The sequence below is a fragment of the Shimia sp. R11_0 genome, assembly GCF_017744035.1.
Lineage (GTDB): Bacteria > Pseudomonadota > Alphaproteobacteria > Rhodobacterales > Rhodobacteraceae > Shimia > Shimia marina.
In genome coordinates this window covers 18,178-34,332 of sequence record NZ_JAGHQY010000001.1, presented here as the reverse complement: position 1 = coordinate 34,332, position 16,155 = coordinate 18,178, and the positions used below count along the sequence as shown (strand labels likewise).

The 16,155-nt window shown below is 57.5% G+C and carries 14 protein-coding genes; 11 read left to right on the top strand and 3 right to left on the bottom strand.

The window, feature by feature from the left end; translation table 11 throughout:
- Nucleotides 1-2: 2 nt before the first annotated feature.
- From J7382_RS00150 to J7382_RS00130, 5 genes are read left to right on the top strand one after another with little or no spacing between them, the layout of a single operon-like run.
- Nucleotides 3-1,088: a branched-chain amino acid ABC transporter permease gene (locus J7382_RS00150; protein ID WP_209066339.1), complete on the top strand. Its 1,086-nt coding sequence runs from the start codon at nucleotides 3-5 to the stop codon at nucleotides 1,086-1,088.
- Complete coding sequence (locus J7382_RS00145) at nucleotides 1,085-1,855, top strand: ABC transporter ATP-binding protein (RefSeq protein WP_058239860.1); 771 nt, start codon at nucleotides 1,085-1,087, stop codon at nucleotides 1,853-1,855. Before J7382_RS00150 ends, J7382_RS00145 begins: the two co-directional genes overlap by 4 nt.
- A complete protein-coding gene (locus J7382_RS00140; protein WP_209066338.1) occupies nucleotides 1,855-2,628 on the top strand; it encodes an ABC transporter ATP-binding protein in 774 nt (257 codons plus the stop codon). The genes J7382_RS00145 and J7382_RS00140 overlap by 1 nt, the downstream gene beginning before the upstream one ends.
- Nucleotides 2,629-2,641: 13 nt before the next feature.
- On the top strand, nucleotides 2,642-4,534 hold the full coding sequence (locus J7382_RS00135; RefSeq protein WP_209066337.1) for a long-chain fatty acid--CoA ligase: 1,893 nt from the start codon (nucleotides 2,642-2,644) through the stop codon (nucleotides 4,532-4,534).
- A 46-nt stretch (nucleotides 4,535-4,580) separates the two neighbouring features.
- Nucleotides 4,581-5,735 (top strand): ABC transporter substrate-binding protein, encoded by a 1,155-nt coding sequence (locus J7382_RS00130; protein WP_058239863.1) that lies wholly within the window; start codon nucleotides 4,581-4,583, stop codon nucleotides 5,733-5,735.
- A 137-nt stretch (nucleotides 5,736-5,872) separates the two neighbouring features.
- On the opposite strand, the gene J7382_RS00125 is transcribed toward J7382_RS00130, so the two are convergent.
- The 3 genes from J7382_RS00125 to J7382_RS00115 all read right to left on the bottom strand — a co-directional run bounded on the left by J7382_RS00125 (nucleotide 5,873) and on the right by J7382_RS00115 (nucleotide 9,387).
- Entirely contained in the window at nucleotides 5,873-6,487 is a 615-nt protein-coding gene (locus tag J7382_RS00125; RefSeq protein WP_209066336.1) for a hypothetical protein, read from the bottom strand.
- Nucleotides 6,488-6,748: 261 nt separating this feature from the next.
- Complete coding sequence (locus J7382_RS00120) at nucleotides 6,749-7,453, bottom strand: response regulator transcription factor (protein ID WP_209066335.1); 705 nt, start codon at nucleotides 7,451-7,453, stop codon at nucleotides 6,749-6,751.
- Between the two features lie 8 nt (nucleotides 7,454-7,461).
- Nucleotides 7,462-9,387 carry a PAS-domain containing protein gene (locus J7382_RS00115; protein WP_209066334.1) on the bottom strand — a complete coding sequence of 642 codons (1,926 nt, stop codon included), beginning with the start codon at nucleotides 9,385-9,387 and terminating at the stop codon, nucleotides 7,462-7,464.
- A gap of 197 nt (nucleotides 9,388-9,584) precedes the next feature.
- Here J7382_RS00115 and J7382_RS00110 point away from each other — a divergent pair, with 197 nt between their 5' ends.
- The 6 genes from J7382_RS00110 (at nucleotide 9,585) to J7382_RS00085 (ending at nucleotide 16,118) form a co-directional block, all read left to right on the top strand.
- Entirely contained in the window at nucleotides 9,585-11,555 is a 1,971-nt protein-coding gene (locus tag J7382_RS00110) for an AMP-binding protein (RefSeq protein WP_247744766.1), read from the top strand.
- On the top strand, nucleotides 11,552-12,373 hold the full coding sequence (locus J7382_RS00105; protein WP_209066332.1) for an ABC transporter ATP-binding protein: 822 nt from the start codon (nucleotides 11,552-11,554) through the stop codon (nucleotides 12,371-12,373). The genes J7382_RS00110 and J7382_RS00105 overlap by 4 nt, the downstream gene beginning before the upstream one ends.
- Nucleotides 12,374-12,414: 41 nt before the next feature.
- A complete protein-coding gene (locus J7382_RS00100; RefSeq protein WP_209066331.1) occupies nucleotides 12,415-13,416 on the top strand; it encodes a branched-chain amino acid ABC transporter permease in 1,002 nt (333 codons plus the stop codon).
- Between the two features lie 6 nt (nucleotides 13,417-13,422).
- Nucleotides 13,423-13,680, top strand: a complete 258-nt coding sequence (locus tag J7382_RS00095; protein ID WP_058239868.1) for a hypothetical protein — start codon at nucleotides 13,423-13,425, stop codon at nucleotides 13,678-13,680.
- Nucleotides 13,680-14,756: a branched-chain amino acid ABC transporter permease gene (locus tag J7382_RS00090; RefSeq protein WP_209066330.1), complete on the top strand. Its 1,077-nt coding sequence runs from the start codon at nucleotides 13,680-13,682 to the stop codon at nucleotides 14,754-14,756. Before J7382_RS00095 ends, J7382_RS00090 begins: the two co-directional genes overlap by 1 nt.
- A 78-nt stretch (nucleotides 14,757-14,834) precedes the next feature.
- On the top strand, nucleotides 14,835-16,118 hold the full coding sequence (locus tag J7382_RS00085; protein ID WP_209066329.1) for an ABC transporter substrate-binding protein: 1,284 nt from the start codon (nucleotides 14,835-14,837) through the stop codon (nucleotides 16,116-16,118).
- The last annotated feature ends 37 nt before the right edge of the window (nucleotides 16,119-16,155 follow it).

The following is a 16,155-nucleotide window of genomic DNA, read 5'->3' as shown; positions in this document are numbered from 1 at the left end:
CGATGCGGATACATTTCAAAACCTCATATGATCATGACATCCGCCTCTTTCCCGATCTCTGGAGCTTTGGCGTCTATGCTGCCCTGCTGGTGATCGCGGTGGCTCTGCCCTGGCTGATGGATGACTTCTTTCTGGGCGAAGTCACCAATGTGCTGATCTGGGCCATTGCGGGGCTTGGGTTGATGCTTCTGACCGGACAGACCGGGCAGGCGAGCCTTGGGCATGCCGCCTTTCTGGCGCTGGGATGCTATTCCTGCATCATCTTTATGGAGCAGGGGTGGCCCTTCCTGCTTGCCTTTCCTGTGGCGGGCATTCTGACCGGTGTGGTGGGCACGATCATCGCCATTCCCGCGATCCGCCTGCATGGTATTTATCTGGCCATTGCCACGATTGCGCTTTCTATTCTGGCCGATGACATCATCGTGCTGCTGGATCCGATCACCGATGGGGTGTCAGGCAAATTTGCCCCGATGATCACCATCTTTGGCATCGAGATAGAGCGCTGGACCACGCCGGATCGCTTCTATTGGCTGGTGCTGGCGATCACCGTGCTTTGCACGCTGGCCTACCGCAATCTGCTGCGCTCCCCATTGGGGCGTGCCTTTGCCGCCGTGCGTGACAGCGAGGTCTCCGCCAGCGCCATGGGCGTGCATATCGCGCGCACCAAGGCGGCGGCTTTCGGGCTGTCCTGTGCCATCACCGGGCTCGCCGGAGCTTTGATGGGGTTTTATGCGGGGGCCTTCAACAATGAGACCTTCTCCATCGTGATTTCCATCACCCTGCTGATGATGATCGTGATTGGCGGTCTGGGCTCCATCCACGGCGCTTTCTTTGGCGCGGTGGTGGTGGCTTTCCTGCCGCAGTTTCTCTCCATGGCCAAAGATCTGGTCGGGGGCAGCTCGGTCGCCATTCCAGGGCTGGAAACCGGTGTCTTTGGCATGATCCTGATCCTGTTCATCCTGTTTGAACCGATGGGCATCTATGGCCGTTGGATGAAAATCCGCATCTGGTTTGAGCTCTTTCCGTTTGCGCGCAAAGACATGTTCAAACGCCAGAAGAGCTATCTGAAAACGGAGCGTTTGAGATGAGCCAATTGCTGGAAATTGAGAACGCCACGCTCAAATTTGGCGGTGTGGTTGCGGTCAATGATCTGAGTTTTTCGGTCAAAGAAGGCGAAGTTTATGCCATCGTTGGCCCCAATGGGGCGGGTAAATCCACCGTCTTTAATCTGATCTCGCGCTTCTATGACCCCTATGCGGGGGCCTTGCGGTTTGACGGCCAGAACCTGCTGGCGCGCAGTGCCGATGCGGTGGCCGATCTTGGGATCGCGCGCACCTTTCAGAACATCGAGCTGTTTGACCACGCCACGGTTTTGCAAAACCTGCTGGTGGGGCGGCATCGCCATCGCAGAACCAATATGGTGCAGGAGATGCTGTTCACACCCAAGGTGCGCCGCGAAGAAGAGCGCCACCGCGCCGCCGTGGAGGATGTCATCGACTTTCTCGATCTGCAGCCCTACCGCGACAAGATGATTGCGGGCCTGCCTTATGGGGTGCGCAAAGTGGTGGAACTGGGCCGCGCGCTGGCCTCCGGGCCGCGGCTATTGCTCTTGGATGAGCCGGCCTCTGGTCTCTCGGTGGAAGAGACGCAGGACATGCGCTGGTGGATTGATGACATCCGCAAACAGATGGGCATCACCGTTCTGATGGTGGAGCACGATATGGGGCTGGTCTCTGGCGTATCGGATCGCGTTCTCGCGCTGGCGGATGGGGCCAAACTGGCCGAAGGCACGCCCGCGCAGGTGCAATCTGATCCGGCGGTGATTGAGGCCTATCTGGGCACGGGGGTGGTGTGATGGGCGAAACAGTGCTGGATATCCAGAATATCGAAAGCTTCTATGGTCCGATCATGGCCATTCGCGGCGTCTCCCTGAAGGTGGAGCAGGGACAGGTGGTGACCGTGCTGGGCGCCAATGGCGCGGGCAAGTCGACGTTGCTGAAAACCATCTCAGGCATCATGGATCCAGAGAAAGGCCAGATCCTGTTTGAAGGGCGCGAGATACAGGGCATGGAACCCCATAAGGTGGTGGGCCGTGGCATTGTGCATGTGCCGGAAGGGCGTGAGGTTTTCCCCCTTCTGACCGTGGAGGAAAACCTGACGCTGGGGGCCTATACCCGGTCAGACAAGGCCGAGATCGAAAAAGACCGTCAGATGGTCTTTGACTATTTCCCCATTCTCGCAGAGCGCCGCCATCAGGAGGCTGGCACGCTGTCCGGTGGTCAGCAACAGATGCTCGCCATTGGTCGTGGCCTGATGCTGCGCCCCAAGATCATGCTGTTGGATGAACCCTCTCTGGGGCTCTCACCGCTGTTGGTGCAGGAGATTTTTGCCATCCTCAAACGTCTGAACAAAGAGGAAGGCGTGACTATGATGCTGGTGGAGCAAAACGCCAGAGTGGCGCTTGAGCTGGCTGATGTGGGCTATGTCATGGAGGTGGGCCGCATTGTGATGGATGACACTTCTGAGCGCCTGATGGAAAGCGAAGACATCAAGGCCTTTTACCTGGGCCATCAGGAAGACGGCGCGCGCGGTGAGCGGCGCTGGAAACGCAAGAAGACATGGCGCTGAGGGGAGGTCACACATGAACAGTCACACAAGGCCCACGCCCGCCAAACAGATCGAAATCAACGGGGTGATTGTCTCCGCCGTTCCGGGGCAGAAACCCGCTTTGGTGGATGGCTGCGACACGATTGTCAGCCTGTTCCAGAAGCGCTGCGCACAATTGGCAACCCGCACGGCCCATCGCGAAAAAGACCTCGGCATCTGGCAGAGCTATTCCTGGCAGGATTACTGGACCCATGCCAAATGGCTGGGTCTCGGCCTGCGGGCACTGGGGTTGGCGCGCGGTGAAGTGGTCTCCATTCTCTCAGAGGACCGCAAGGAATGGCTCTATGCGGACATGGGCATTCAATGTGTCGGTGGCATTGCCTCCGGTGTCTACACCACCGACAGCGCCAGCCAGCTGGAGTATCTTCTGCGCGACAGCGGCAGCCGCTTCCTCTTTGTCGAAAACGATGAGCAGCTCGACAAGTTTCTGGAGATCGAAGACCAAGCCAGCCACGTGGAAAAGGTCATCATTCTGGATCAGGATGGTCTGCATGATCTGCGGCATGAAAAATGCGTGTTTCTTGATGAGCTCTATGAAACCGGGCGCGCCTATGAAGCGGAAAACCATGGGGTGTTTGAGGCAGAGATAGCCAAGACCCGCCCAGAGGACACAGCGCTGTTGATCTATACCTCCGGCACCACAGGGATGCCCAAAGGCGCGATGCTGTCACAGGAGAATGTGATTTCGGCCTGTGTTTCGGGCGCGCATGCGCTGCCGACGCAGGATCATGATGAACAGCTCTGCTTTCTGCCGCTGTGCCATATTCTGGAACGCAACGTTTCTGTCTATTTCCCGATTGCAGGCAAGGCGACGGTGAATTTTGCCGAAAGCCCGGAGACGGTGTTTGACAATCTGCGGGAGGTCTCGCCTGCGCATTTCACGGCGGTGCCACGGGTTTGGGAAAAGGTCTATTCACGGGTGCGGGTGCTGGCGCAGGAGGCCACGCCGATCGGGCGTCTGTGTTTCAATCTTGCGATCAAGGCCGGGTTGAAACGGGCCGATTATCTGTTGGCGCGCAAGCCTGTGCCTCTGGGGGTGCGGGCCCATTATGCGGTCTGGGATATGCTGGTGCTGCGCAATCTGCGTCGGATGCTGGGTATGGACAAAATGCGCCGTGGCGGCACCGGGGCGGCACCGATTTCGCCGGAGTTGATCCGCTGGTACTGGGCGATTGGGGTGCAGCTTCTGGAAGGCTATGGCATGACAGAAAATGCCGGGCTGGCCTCCATCAACCTGCCCAATGACAATAAGATTGGTTCCGTGGGGCGGCCCTGTCCGGGGGTGGGCACACGCATTGCGGATGATGGGGAGATCCAGACCCTCGGGCTTAACAACTTTCAGGGCTACTGGCGTAACAATGAGAAGACCGCAGAGACCTTCACCGAAGATGGCTGGCTGCGCACCGGGGATGTGGGCAAGCTGGATGATGACGGGTTCCTCACGATCACGGGCCGTCTGAAAGACATCATCATCACCGCCGGTGGCAAAAATATCACCCCTGCCGAAATCGAAAGCCGTCTGAAATTCAGCCACTACATTTCCGATGCGGTGGTGATTGGCGATGCGCGCAAATATCTCACCTGCCTGATCATGATTGATCAGGAGAACGTAGAAAAATATGCGCAGGATCGCAAAGTGCCCTTTTCCGATTTCGCTTCTCTCTGCGCGTCGCAGGAGGTGGTGGATCTGATCAAGGGAGAGGTTGAGGAGGTCAATCACGCCTTCGCACGGGTGGAACAGATCAAGGATTTCCGCCTGATCAATGTGCTTCTGACCGCCGAAGATGAGGAGCTTACGGCGACCATGAAGCTCAAGCGCAGCTTCGTGGAGAAGAAACACGCAGGTCTGATTGAGGAAATGTACTAAGCTCAAACGCAGGTGGTGTCGCACCACGGTTAAACGGGAGGAAAACATGAAAAAACTGACGACGGCTCTGGCAGTTGGCGCGGCGGCGCTCGCGTCTCAGGTCTCTGCGGATACGCAGGGGGTGAGTGACAGCGAAGTGGTGATTGGCTCAGTCAATGATCTCAGCGGTATTTTTGCCGCCGTGGGTGTGCCTGCGGTGAATGGTGCCAATATGCGCTTTGACGAAGCCAATGCCGGTGGCGGCATCCATGGGCGTCAGATCCGGTTTGTTGTGGAGGACAACGGTTATCAGATCCCGCGCGCGATGCAGGGCTACAACAAGCTGCTCAATCGCGACAAGGTGTTTGCCATGCTGCTCAGCCTTGGCACGCCGATGAACACGGCGGGTTTCAAGCTGCTGGACCCCAAAGGCATTCCCAACATCGGCCCGCTTTCTGCCGCACGTCAGATGCTGCAGGAGCCGGTGGACAACAAGTTTATTGCCTTCTCCAGTTACTATGATCAGGTGCAGGCCGGAGTGACCTATCTGGCAGAAGAGTTTGACGCCAAAGAAGTCTGCGCCATGTATATTCCCTCTGATTTTGGCAAGGAGATTGCCGAGTCCACGGCCGACACCGCAAAGGCGCTGGGCCTGACCATGGCCGGTGAAACCACCCACAAGCCGGATGAGCTGGATTTTGTCGGCTCCCTCACCAAGCTTAAGGCGGCAGAATGTGACATCGTCACCATGGCGCTGGGCGTGCGGCAGGGCATCACGGTGGTGGGCACCGCCAAGAAGCTGGGCTGGACTGATGTGAAATTCCTCAACACCTCTGCGGGCTTTCTGGAACCTGTGGCTGCCGTGCCGGGCGGTGTGACCGATGGGCTTTATGCGGCATCCGGCTGGCAGGATCTTTATGCCCGTGCCAGTGACCCTGTTCCTGCGAAATTCATTGCGGATTATCAGGCGAAATTTGATCAACCGGCCTCTGGTTTTGCCATGTTGGGCTATTCTGCGGCGGATACAGTGGTGCGCGCGCTGGAGGCCGCTGGCCCGGAGCTCAGCCACGAAACCTTCCTCGCCGGGCTGGAAAGCCTGAACTACCTTGATGAGCTGACCGGCGGGCAGATCTCTTATGGGCCCGAGGATCACCGCGGTGCCGATGAGATTGTGATCTCTGTCGTTGAAGGCGGCGGCTGGAAAACGCTGGCGGTGAAATAGGCTTATAGCAAGGCAGACATCTGCGCTCCCGGAGGTTTTTCGGGAGCGCTATTGTTTCATGGGCGGTTTAGGTTAGCAGTGTGGACAAAGTTGCTGTTGGTCCGCGATTTATGCGGACGCTCCTACAGAAATCCTGCCTAAGGTTTGATAACGAGTGCTGGGGCAGAAAGGGCGTCTTGGTCATCGACCGTTAAACCTGCGCGAAGCAGGCAGGCTCCCGCGAGTGACAAAACACGCGTTTCTTCCACGGTATTGGCAACTGACAGATCAGGGTATGCAGAAGAGAAGGTATCAGCTGCCTTCAAGGCATCGAGATGATGATCCCCTGCGCCGGCATGTGCTGCACCGCTTACGAATGCCTCAAAAACCAAAATCGAATTTTTGGACGACCAATCATGCCAATCAAGTGTGAATGGAGTGCCCGCCAAGTCTTCTCGAAGCCCTTCGAATACGTGTGACATAACGGCGAGACCGATCGTTGTGACAGTGGCACCTGCTCCTGCTGACCAAGGCCGACCAGCCTCTCCGCTACGCTGAGAGGTAATATTTGACAATTTGCGATTAACTGGAACGAATAAAGGCGCTTCAAAACCCAGAGCGCCGGGGTGATGCGTTACCAATTCTCGGTAGCGGTCAATGAAGTCATCCAGGTTTTGGCCGGTTTCATTCTGACCGCGAAATTTGATTGCCCAGCCAATTTTCTTTGGCGCACCTACATCTACAACGCCGACGACAATCTCGTTGATATCCAAATTTGCTTCGCCCTTTTCTGCCCAATGTTAATACCACGCAGGCGCCTCTCTAGCCGCCTGCCTCCCCCTCCAATGCCCTGCAAAAAAATTCCCCGCAGCCGATGGTCTGGTCTGCGGGGAAGGCGGGAGTGATCTTTTATGCATCATCCCCAGAAATGCTGTCCCATGGCCCGCAATGGGCCTTTCCAACATATACCGCATATTGGGTTGGGAATCTATATTTTGTGTGTTTGGTGGCCTTGGGTCTATATTTGGCGGAGTTTACTGCCAGCTGACATCCCCAAGGAAGATATAGCCCGCGCCATAGATCGTCTTGATAAGGCGGGGATTTTTGGGATCTTCCTTCAGCTTGGTGCGCAGTCGGGAAATGCGCACATCCATCGCCCGATCAAAGCTTTCCCCGGCAGCTCCACCAAGGGTTTCCTGCATTTGCGCCCGGCTGATCAGACGCTTGGGACTGTCCAGAAACAGCCGCAGCACCTCACCTTCGGCATGGCTGAAGGTGGTCTCTGCCCCGGTTTCATCCACCAGAACATAGCGGTCGAAATAAGCCGTCCAGCCATTGAACACCGCCGTATTGGCGGCCACTGGCGCAGAAGGGCGCTCTTTGCGCAGACGGGCTCGCACCCGTGCAACCACCTCAGTGGGGTCAAAGGGTTTGATGATGTAGTCATCTGCACCCAGTTCCAGCCCGGTGATACGGTCCTGTACCTGCGCGCGACCTGAAATGATGATCACCGCCGCCCCCAGTTCCAGCGCCAGCCGATGTACCAATGTCAGGCCGTCTTTGTCCGGCAGGCCCAGATCCACAAGGCACACATCCGGCGTGGTGGATTTCAGCGCCGCTTCAAATTCCGTGGCACGGGAAAATGCCATGGTGCGAAAGCCGGCATCTTCCAGCGCATCGGCCAGAATCATGCGGATTTCCGGTTCATCGTCCAAAATCGTGACAAGCGGGGCGGTCATGGCAGGGCTCATTTCGGATGTAAGAATTGGTCAAGCTGCTCGGCGGTGAAGGGTTTGGGCAGCACAGGCGCACGCGCGGCCCCTTCGATATAGAGCGGATGGCTTTGGGGCAAGCTGGTCATCAGATAGCTGGGCACACGATCGCGCCCCAACGCGCGGATCAGATCCACGCCTGTCTCATCGCCCTCCAGCGAAATATCTGACAGCACCAGATTGATGTCTGGCACCTGATCGAGCAGCACACGGGCTTCATCCACACTGGCGGCTTCGATCACCGTGTGTTTCATGCTTGTGAGCATGTCGCGGATCAATCCACGCAGATCAGGGTTGTCTTCCACCAGCAGGGCCAGACCCGGTGTCGCATCCTGTACGGCCCGTCGTAGGGGTAGCCGCAGCGTCACCTGACCACCGGTTGCAGTGTTGGCAATCTTGATATCACCACCCACCAGCTTGGTCATGTCATAGACCATGGCCAGTCCCAGCCCCGACCCATCCGCGCCTTTGGTGGTGAAAAACGGATCCAGCGCGCGGTTGAGCGCCTCCTCGGAAAAGCCGGGCCCGGTGTCGCGTACAGTGAACTGGACCCAGGTGTTCTGCACCAGTTCGGCAATCAGCAGAATGGTCCCTCCCCCGGCTTTAACTTGCCCACAGGCATGGGCGGCATTCAGCAAAAGGTTCACCAGACTGTCCTGCAACATGGCCGGATCAATCATCAGCGCCTCTGCCGGGATGTCATTTTCGATGATCAGTGCAACACCATCGCCCACCGTTGGCTGCGCCAGCGTTTCCAGATCGGAAAGAAAGGCGCGCATATCTGTCGCGGCAAGGTGAGGCACGCGCGGGCCGGTGACATTGGCCAGATTGTCCAACAGCGTGCCACCCCGGCGCGCGGCTCCCAAGGTGGCTTCAATCAGGGCACTGGCCTCTTCGGGGAGGGCCATTTTCTGCAATTTCGTCTGTGTGCCCAGAATAATGGTAAGCAGGTTGGAAAAATCATGGGCCAGCCCGCTGGTCATCTGGGCGGCGATCTCCCGGCGGCGGGTCTGTTGCAGCGCCACGCGGGTCTGGGTTTCTTCGGTGATGTCCATTGAAAGTACATAGACGCCGCGCTCTGGGCCTGCGTTGTCATCGGGGGTGAAGGCCACGCGGATGCGCCGTGTGCTGGGATGCTCGTTGAACTCGAACACCGATGGCGTGCCTTTGAAGGCCCCATCCAGATGCGGTTTGATTGCGCGATAGGCGCTGTCGCCCAAAGCTTCGCTGGCATGCATGCCAACAATATCAGAAGGGCGCCCGGGAATCACCGCGCTGAGGCGACGGTTGGAATAAGTGTAGAGCCGGTCTGGCCCCACATGGGCGATATGCGCAGGCATCATCTCGGCCGTCAGACGCATGCGCGCTTCACTTTCCGTGAGCTGCCTTTTGACCTCCTCCAGCGCATGTACGGTGGATTCCAGCTCTCGGTTGGTGGCGGAAAGCTCTTCAGCATATTGCAGCAGCTGGTCAGAGAGCTCCTCGGAGCGAGACCGCAGCAGGGCCTCTTGCCGTTTTGTGGAGGTGATGTCCGTATAGACAGCCACCCAGCCGCCCTGTGGCATGGGAGAGCCTTCCACACTCACCCAGCGCCCATCTGCGCGCTGACGCTCAAAGTAGTGCGGTTCAAAATTCTTGGCCCGGTCGACACGTTCCAGAATGAAGGCTTCTTTGTCTTCATCGCGTATGTGACCATACTCTCCGTTTTCTACCAGAAAGCGAATGGTCTCCGCGAACGGAGCCCCCGGCTGGGTCAAGGGTTTGGGAATGGAGAACATTTCCCGAAACCGTGCATTGGACACAACAAGTTTCAGGTCACTGTCATAGATCGACATCGCCTGTTTGATCAGGTTCAGCCCGGCGACTGTCATCGCCTGTGTTCCACCGGTCACGCGCTCCATAGGGGCCTCCTTCCCTTTATCGCTAACACCTGATTCGGGGGGACGAAAAGGCAGAAATGAATGTTGTTACAATTCGTAAGGATTGGGAAATGTTCAGGAAAAAGTTGACCAACAGTGTGAAAAGCGCACCACTAGAGGTGGAGGAATCGCTCGCGCGGTTTTGGCCCGTTCCGACGGGCTTAAGGGAGGATAAAAATTTGGCACAGTCGTCACAGGCGACCGGAGGACTCGCGTCCATCCCGGCGCTGTTGCAGCGGAACGCCGCCCAGTTCGCAAACAAAGATGCGTATCGGGAGAAAGAGTTCGGGATCTGGCAGACCTGGACTTGGGCAGAAACTGAGAAAGAAATTGAGGCTCTGGCGCTCGGTCTGATCAACCTGGGCGTGGAAGAGGGTGATTTTGTCGCCGTTATTGGGCGCAACCGCCCTTACTTCTACTGGTCCATGGTGGCGGCGCAGTCTGTGGGGGCCGTGCCGGTGCCGGTCTACAACGACAGTGCCGCGGATGAGATGGAGTATATTCTGGGGCATTGCGGTGCCAAATACGCCATCGTCGAAGACCAAGAGCAGGTCGATAAGGTCATCGAGATCCAGGAGCACCTGCATCAGTTCAAGCATATGATCTACATCGACCCGCGCGGGCTTCGGAAGTATGATCACCACCAGTTGCACGAGTTCAGCCACATTCAGGCACAGGGCCGTGCCGCTCATGATGAGTGGATCACCGATCTTGAGGCACGGCGCAGCAAGCTGACTTATGACAGCACCTGTGTCATGCTCTACACCTCCGGCACCACCGGCAAACCCAAGGGCGTGGTGCTCTCCAACCGCAACGTGATTGAAAGCGCTAAGAACTCTGCTGAGTTCGACAATCTCGGCGCTGGCGAAGAAATTCTGGCCTATCTGCCGATGGCATGGGTGGGGGATTTTATCTTCTCTGTGGGGCAGTCCTACTGGACAGGCTTCTGCGTGAACTGCCCGGAATCCGCAGACACGATGATGACCGACCTGCGCGAGATCGGCCCGACCTACTATTTCGCGCCGCCGCGCGTTTTTGAAACTCAGCTGACCAATGTGATGATCCGCATGGAAGACGCGGGTAAGATGAAATACCGCATGTTCCATCACTTCATGAATCACGCCAAGAAAGTCGGCGGCGATATTCTGGATGGCAAGCCTGTTGGGCTGTTGGATCGCCTGAAGTACAAGCTGGGCGACATGCTGGTCTATGGCCCGCTGAAAGACACGCTGGGGTTTGGCCGCGTGCGTGTGGGCTATACCGCTGGTGAGGCCATTGGTCCGGAAATCTTTGAGTTCTACCGCTCTTTGGGGATCAACCTGAAACAGCTCTACGGCCAGACAGAAGCCACCGTGTTTATCACTGTGCAGCCAGATGGCGAAGTGCGGGCGGACACCGTGGGTGTGCCTGCGCCGGATGTGGAAATCAAAATCGACGACAATGGCGAAATCCACTACCGCAGCCCCGGTGTATTTGTGGAGTATTTCAACAACCCTGACAGCACGGCCTCCACCAAGGATGCCGAAGGCTGGGTGGCAACTGGCGATGCGGGTTTCTTTGAGGAAGGCTCCGGCCATCTGCGCATCATCGACCGCGCCAAAGATGTTGGTAAAATGGCCGATGGCTCCATGTTCGCTCCCAAATATGTCGAGAACAAACTGAAGTTTTATCCCGACATTCTGGAGGCGGTGCTCTTTGGCAATGGCCGCGACCGCTGTGTCGCCTTCATCAACATCGACCTGACGGCGGTGGGCAACTGGGCGGAGCGCAACAACATCCCTTATGCCTCCTATCAGGAGCTGGCGGGGCACCCTAAGGTGCTCGAGTCGATCCAGGATCATGTGGAGACGGTCAACCAATCTGTGGCGGGTGACCCGATGCTGGCGGGCTGTCAGATCCACCGCTTCCTTGTTCTGCACAAAGAACTCGATGCGGATGACGGCGAGATGACCCGCACCCGCAAGGTGCGCCGCGTGGTTGTGGCGGAGAAATTCAAAGATCTGGTGGATGCGCTTTATGGCGGTGCCACCTCGGTCTCGACGACAACCGAAGTGACTTACGAAGACGGCCGCAAGGGCAGCATCAGCGCGACCCTTGATTTGCGCGACGCCAAAGTTGTGCCCATGGCCAGCAAGGTGGCAGCAGAATGACACAGGTTCCCGCAGACAGCTACGTTACGGATGACGGCCGCACGATCGGTCCAACTGTGATGGAAATGAAGAACATCACCCTGCGTTTCGGCGGTGTGAAGGCCATCACGGACATCTCCTTTGATATCCGTGAAGGCGAGATCAGGGCCATTATCGGTCCAAACGGGGCCGGTAAATCCTCGATGCTGAACGTGATTTCAGGCTTCTATGTGCCTCAAGAAGGCGAGGTCTGGTACAAAGGGGCCAAACGCCCCGCCATGAAGCCCTATCAGGTGGCGCAGCAGGGCATCGCCCGCACCTTTCAGAACATCGCGCTGTTTGAAGGCATGTCCGTGCTCGACAACGTGATGACAGGCCGCTTGCGTCAGATGAATGCCAATCTGATCCAGCAGGCGCTGTGGAAGGGCCGTGCCGAAAAGGAAGAGGTTGAAAACCGCGCCTTTGTGGAACGCATTATCGACTTCCTCGAAATCCAGCACATCCGCAAAACACCTGTGGGGCGTCTGCCTTACGGTCTGAAGAAGCGTGTGGAGCTGGCGCGTGCGCTGGCGGCGGAGCCCTCCATTCTGCTTCTGGATGAGCCCATGGCCGGGATGAACGTTGAGGAAAAAGAGGATATGTCCCGCTTTATCCTTGATATGAATGACGAATTTGGCACCACAATCGCGCTGATCGAGCACGATATGGGCGTGGTCATGGATCTGTCCGACCGTGTGGTGGTGATGGATTACGGTAAGAAAATCGGGGATGGCACACCGGATGAGGTGCGCAACAATCAGGACGTCATCGACGCCTATCTGGGGGTGGCACATGACTGAGCAATCCCCTGTGTCCCAATTTCAATTCGGAGGCGTGATTGATGCCTGAAAGTCTTCTCTACGGCACCGAAGTTGTGCTCAATGGCCTGATGGCCGGGGTGCTTTACGCCCTCGTCGCGCTGGGCTTTGTTCTGATCTACAAAGCCTCTGGCATCTTTAACTACGCCCAGGGGGTGATGGCGCTGTTTTCCGCAGCAACTCTGGTTGGGATCATGAAAGGCCAGGTGCCTTTTGCCCATCTGATCAATGCCGCGCTCGGCACGGAAATCCACCATTTCGGCTGGCATGTGCCCGCAATTCTGGCGATCCTTCTGACCATGGGTGTCATGGTGCTCCTCGCTTGGGCGGTGCAGAAATTTGTGTTCCGCCATCTGGTCAATCAGGAGCCGATCATCCTGTTCATGGCGACCATTGGTCTGGCCTATTTCCTCGAAGGGTTTGGCGATCTGATGTGGGGCTCTGACATCAAGAAAATGGATGTTGGCCTGCCACAGGGCGGCAGCTTCTGGATTGAGGAAAACACCCAGTGGCTCGGCTTTGGAAATGAGAATTTCTACGGCTTCTTCCTCGATCAACTGGATCTGGTCGCCACGGCGATTGCGGCTGTGCTTGTGGTCGCGCTGGTGTTGTTTTCCCAGTACACCAAACAGGGCCGCGCCATGCGCGCTGTGGCAGACGATCACCAGGCCGCGCTGTCGGTTGGTATCTCGCTCAACTTCATCTGGGTCATGGTCTGGTCTGTTGCTGGGTTTGTGGCTTTGGTTGCCGGCATCATGTGGGGTGCCAAGTCCGGGGTGCAGTTTTCTCTGTCCCTGATCGCTTTGAAAGCGCTTCCGGTGCTGATGCTGGGCGGCTTCACCTCGATCCCCGGTGCCATTGTCGGCGGGCTGATCATCGGTGTGGGCGAAAAGCTCTTTGAATTCACCGTTGGCCCGCTGGTGGGCGGTGCAACTGAAAACTGGTTTGCCTATGTGCTGGCTCTGGTCTTCCTCGTCTTCCGCCCACAGGGGCTGTTTGGCGAGAAAATCATCGAAAGGGTGTAACGCGCGATGCCAAAGCTCCTTGCCCTCCTCAATGTGGTTGCCTGGTCCGGCTTCTGGGCCTTCGGATACCTCGCCATCACCGGCGACGCCTCTCAGCCAAGGCAAATGACCATTGCAGCCATTCTGGCGGCTGTGGGGGGCATGGTTGGCATCTGGGCTTACTTCCAACTGGTGCGCCACGCAGAGCGCTCCGGCTATGCAAAGCAACGGAACCGGGCGGACCGGTCCCATCTTGAAAAAGAATACAACGAGGAGAACAGCTGATGTTCTATCGTGAAGCGGGCGATTTCAAAACGAACTACGCTGACGACAACCAGACGTTCCCGATCAAATTCGACCGGTATCGCTACTATGCGCTGATGCTCTTTGCCTTCATCGCCGTGCCGTTCCTGATCAATGACTACTGGGTGAATGCCATCTTTCTGCCGTTCCTGATCTATTCGATCGCGGCGATTGGTCTGAACATTCTTGTGGGGTACTGCGGGCAGGTGAGCCTCGGCACCGGGGGCTTCATGGCGGTGGGCGCCTACGCTTGCTATAAGCTCATGACCTCTTTCCCCGAAATCAGCATCTTTATCCATGTGCTTCTGGCGGGGGGTGTCACCGCGCTGGTCGGGGTGCTCTTTGGTCTGCCATCCCTGCGCATCAAAGGCTTTTATCTTGCCGTGGCCACTTTGGCGGCACAGTTCTTTCTGGTCTGGCTCTTCAACCGGGTGCCGTGGTTTTACAACTACTCCGCTTCTGGTCAGATTTCGGCACCTGAGCGCACCGTATTTGGCGTTGCCGTCACCGGCCCGAACACTTCTGCCTGGGCGACCTATCTGTTCTGTCTTGTTCTGCTCACCATCGTGGGGCTCATCGCGCGCAACCTGACGCGGGGCACGCAGGGACGCAAATGGATGGCCATCCGGGATATGGATATTGCGGCCGAGATCATCGGGGTGAATCCACTGAAAGCCAAGCTGTCTGCCTTTGCGGTGAGCTCTTTCTTCATTGGTGTGGCAGGTGCATTGTACTTCTCGGTCTATCTCGGCGCGGTGGAAGTGGGCGAAGCCTTTGGCATCAACCAGTCGTTCCTGGTGCTCTTCATGATCATCATCGGCGGATTGGGTTCGATCTTCGGCTCCTTTGCCGGCGCAGCCTTCCTGGTTCTGATGCCGGTGCTGCTGAAAAACTTGCTTGTGGGTGGCCTCGGCTGGCCGACCGACATTGCCGCGCATCTCGAATTCCTGATCGTGGGGGCGCTAATCATCGTCTTCCTGATCGCTGAACCCCATGGCCTCGCCCAACTGTGGCGCGTGGCCAAGGAGAAACTGCGGTTGTGGCCCTTCCCGCACTGACGGCGGGGCCCTGACCATCCACCGGGGCGGGGAGGCCCCGGACACACATCGGACAAAAACCAAGGGAGGAGAAACCCGATGAAAATGAAGTTCGCAACCATGGCCGTGACCGCCATGATGGCAGCTGCTCCGGCAATGGCGGACCTGGTGTTCCCATCACTGAGCTACCGTACCGGCCCTTACGCGGCAGGCGGCATCCCCTTCGCGGATGGCTATGCTGACTACTTCACTCTGCTCAACGAGCGTGACGGTGGCATCGGTGGCGTGCCCACCCGCCTGCTGGAATGTGAAACCGGCTACAACACGGCCAAAGGTGTGGAATGCTATGAATCCACCAAAGGCGAAGGCGCCTTGGTGTATCAGCCGCTCTCCACCGGCATCACCTATCAGTTGATCCCGAAAGTGACCGCAGACGGCATCCCGCTGCACACCATGGGCTATGGCCGGACCTCTGCGGCCAACGGCGAAGTCTTCAGCAATGTCTTCAACTATCCCTCCAACTACTGGGATGGGGCTTCCGGTGCGATCAACTACCTTCTGGAATCCAACGGTGGTGACATCTCCGGCAAGAAAATCGCGCTGGTTTATCACAACTCCGCCTATGGCAAAGAGCCGATCCGCACGCTCGAAGAACTGCAGAAGAAGCACGGCTATGAGCTGACCCTGCTGCCGGTGGATCACCCCGGTCAGGAACAGAAATCCCAGTGGCTTCAGATCCGCCGCGAGCGTCCGGACTTTGTGGTCATGTGGGGCTGGGGCGTGATGAACCAGGTGGCCATTCAGGAAGCCGCCAACATTCGCTTCCCGATGGAAAACTTCATCGGCGTCTGGTGGTCCGGTGCGGAGCATGACGTTCTGCCTGCAGGCGACAAGGCCAATGGCTACAAGGCCGTGACCTTCCACAACGTGGGTCGTGACTTCCCTGTGTTTGACGACATTCAGAAATATGTTGTGGACACTGGCAAAGCCGCAGGGGCCGGCGATCAGATTGGCAACGTGCTCTACAACCGTGGCATGTACGCGGCGATGCTCGCAGCTGAGGCTGCCAAAACCGCACAGGAAATGCACGGCACCGCAGAGATCACTCCGGCGATGATGCGCGACGGCATGGAAGCCCTGGTGATCGACGAAGCCAAGATGACCGCTCTGGGCATGCCGAACTTCGGCCCGAGCTTCAACGTGTCCTGTGAAAACCACGGTGGTCCGGGTCTCGTTGGTGTGACTCAGTGGGACGCCGCCAATCAGACTTGGTCGCTGATCTCTGACTTTAAAGAGACTGACAGCGAAGTCATTGGCGCTTTGGTTGCGGAAGACTCCGCCTCCTACGCGGCGGAAAACAACATTGAAGCTGGCTGTAAGTAAGCGGCTCTAAATACCTCCGCTCCGGCCGGGTTTTCGG

Coding starts and splice junctions, on each gene's coding strand:
- J7382_RS00115 (WP_209066334.1), bottom strand. CDS start 9,387: ATGGAGCGCGTGACCGGTGGAACACAGGCGATGACAGTCGCCGGGCTG.
- J7382_RS00090 (WP_209066330.1), top strand. CDS start 13,680: ATGTTCTATCGTGAAGCGGGCGATTTCAAAACGAACTACGCTGACGAC.
- J7382_RS00145 (WP_058239860.1), top strand. CDS start 1,085: ATGAGCCAATTGCTGGAAATTGAGAACGCCACGCTCAAATTTGGCGGT.
- J7382_RS00085 (WP_209066329.1), top strand. CDS start 14,835: ATGAAAATGAAGTTCGCAACCATGGCCGTGACCGCCATGATGGCAGCT.
- J7382_RS00105 (WP_209066332.1), top strand. CDS start 11,552: ATGACACAGGTTCCCGCAGACAGCTACGTTACGGATGACGGCCGCACG.
- J7382_RS00150 (WP_209066339.1), top strand. CDS start 3: ATGCGGATACATTTCAAAACCTCATATGATCATGACATCCGCCTCTTT.
- J7382_RS00140 (WP_209066338.1), top strand. CDS start 1,855: ATGGGCGAAACAGTGCTGGATATCCAGAATATCGAAAGCTTCTATGGT.
- J7382_RS00135 (WP_209066337.1), top strand. CDS start 2,642: ATGAACAGTCACACAAGGCCCACGCCCGCCAAACAGATCGAAATCAAC.
- J7382_RS00100 (WP_209066331.1), top strand. CDS start 12,415: ATGCCTGAAAGTCTTCTCTACGGCACCGAAGTTGTGCTCAATGGCCTG.
- J7382_RS00130 (WP_058239863.1), top strand. CDS start 4,581: ATGAAAAAACTGACGACGGCTCTGGCAGTTGGCGCGGCGGCGCTCGCG.
- J7382_RS00095 (WP_058239868.1), top strand. CDS start 13,423: ATGCCAAAGCTCCTTGCCCTCCTCAATGTGGTTGCCTGGTCCGGCTTC.
- J7382_RS00120 (WP_209066335.1), bottom strand. CDS start 7,453: ATGACCGCCCCGCTTGTCACGATTTTGGACGATGAACCGGAAATCCGC.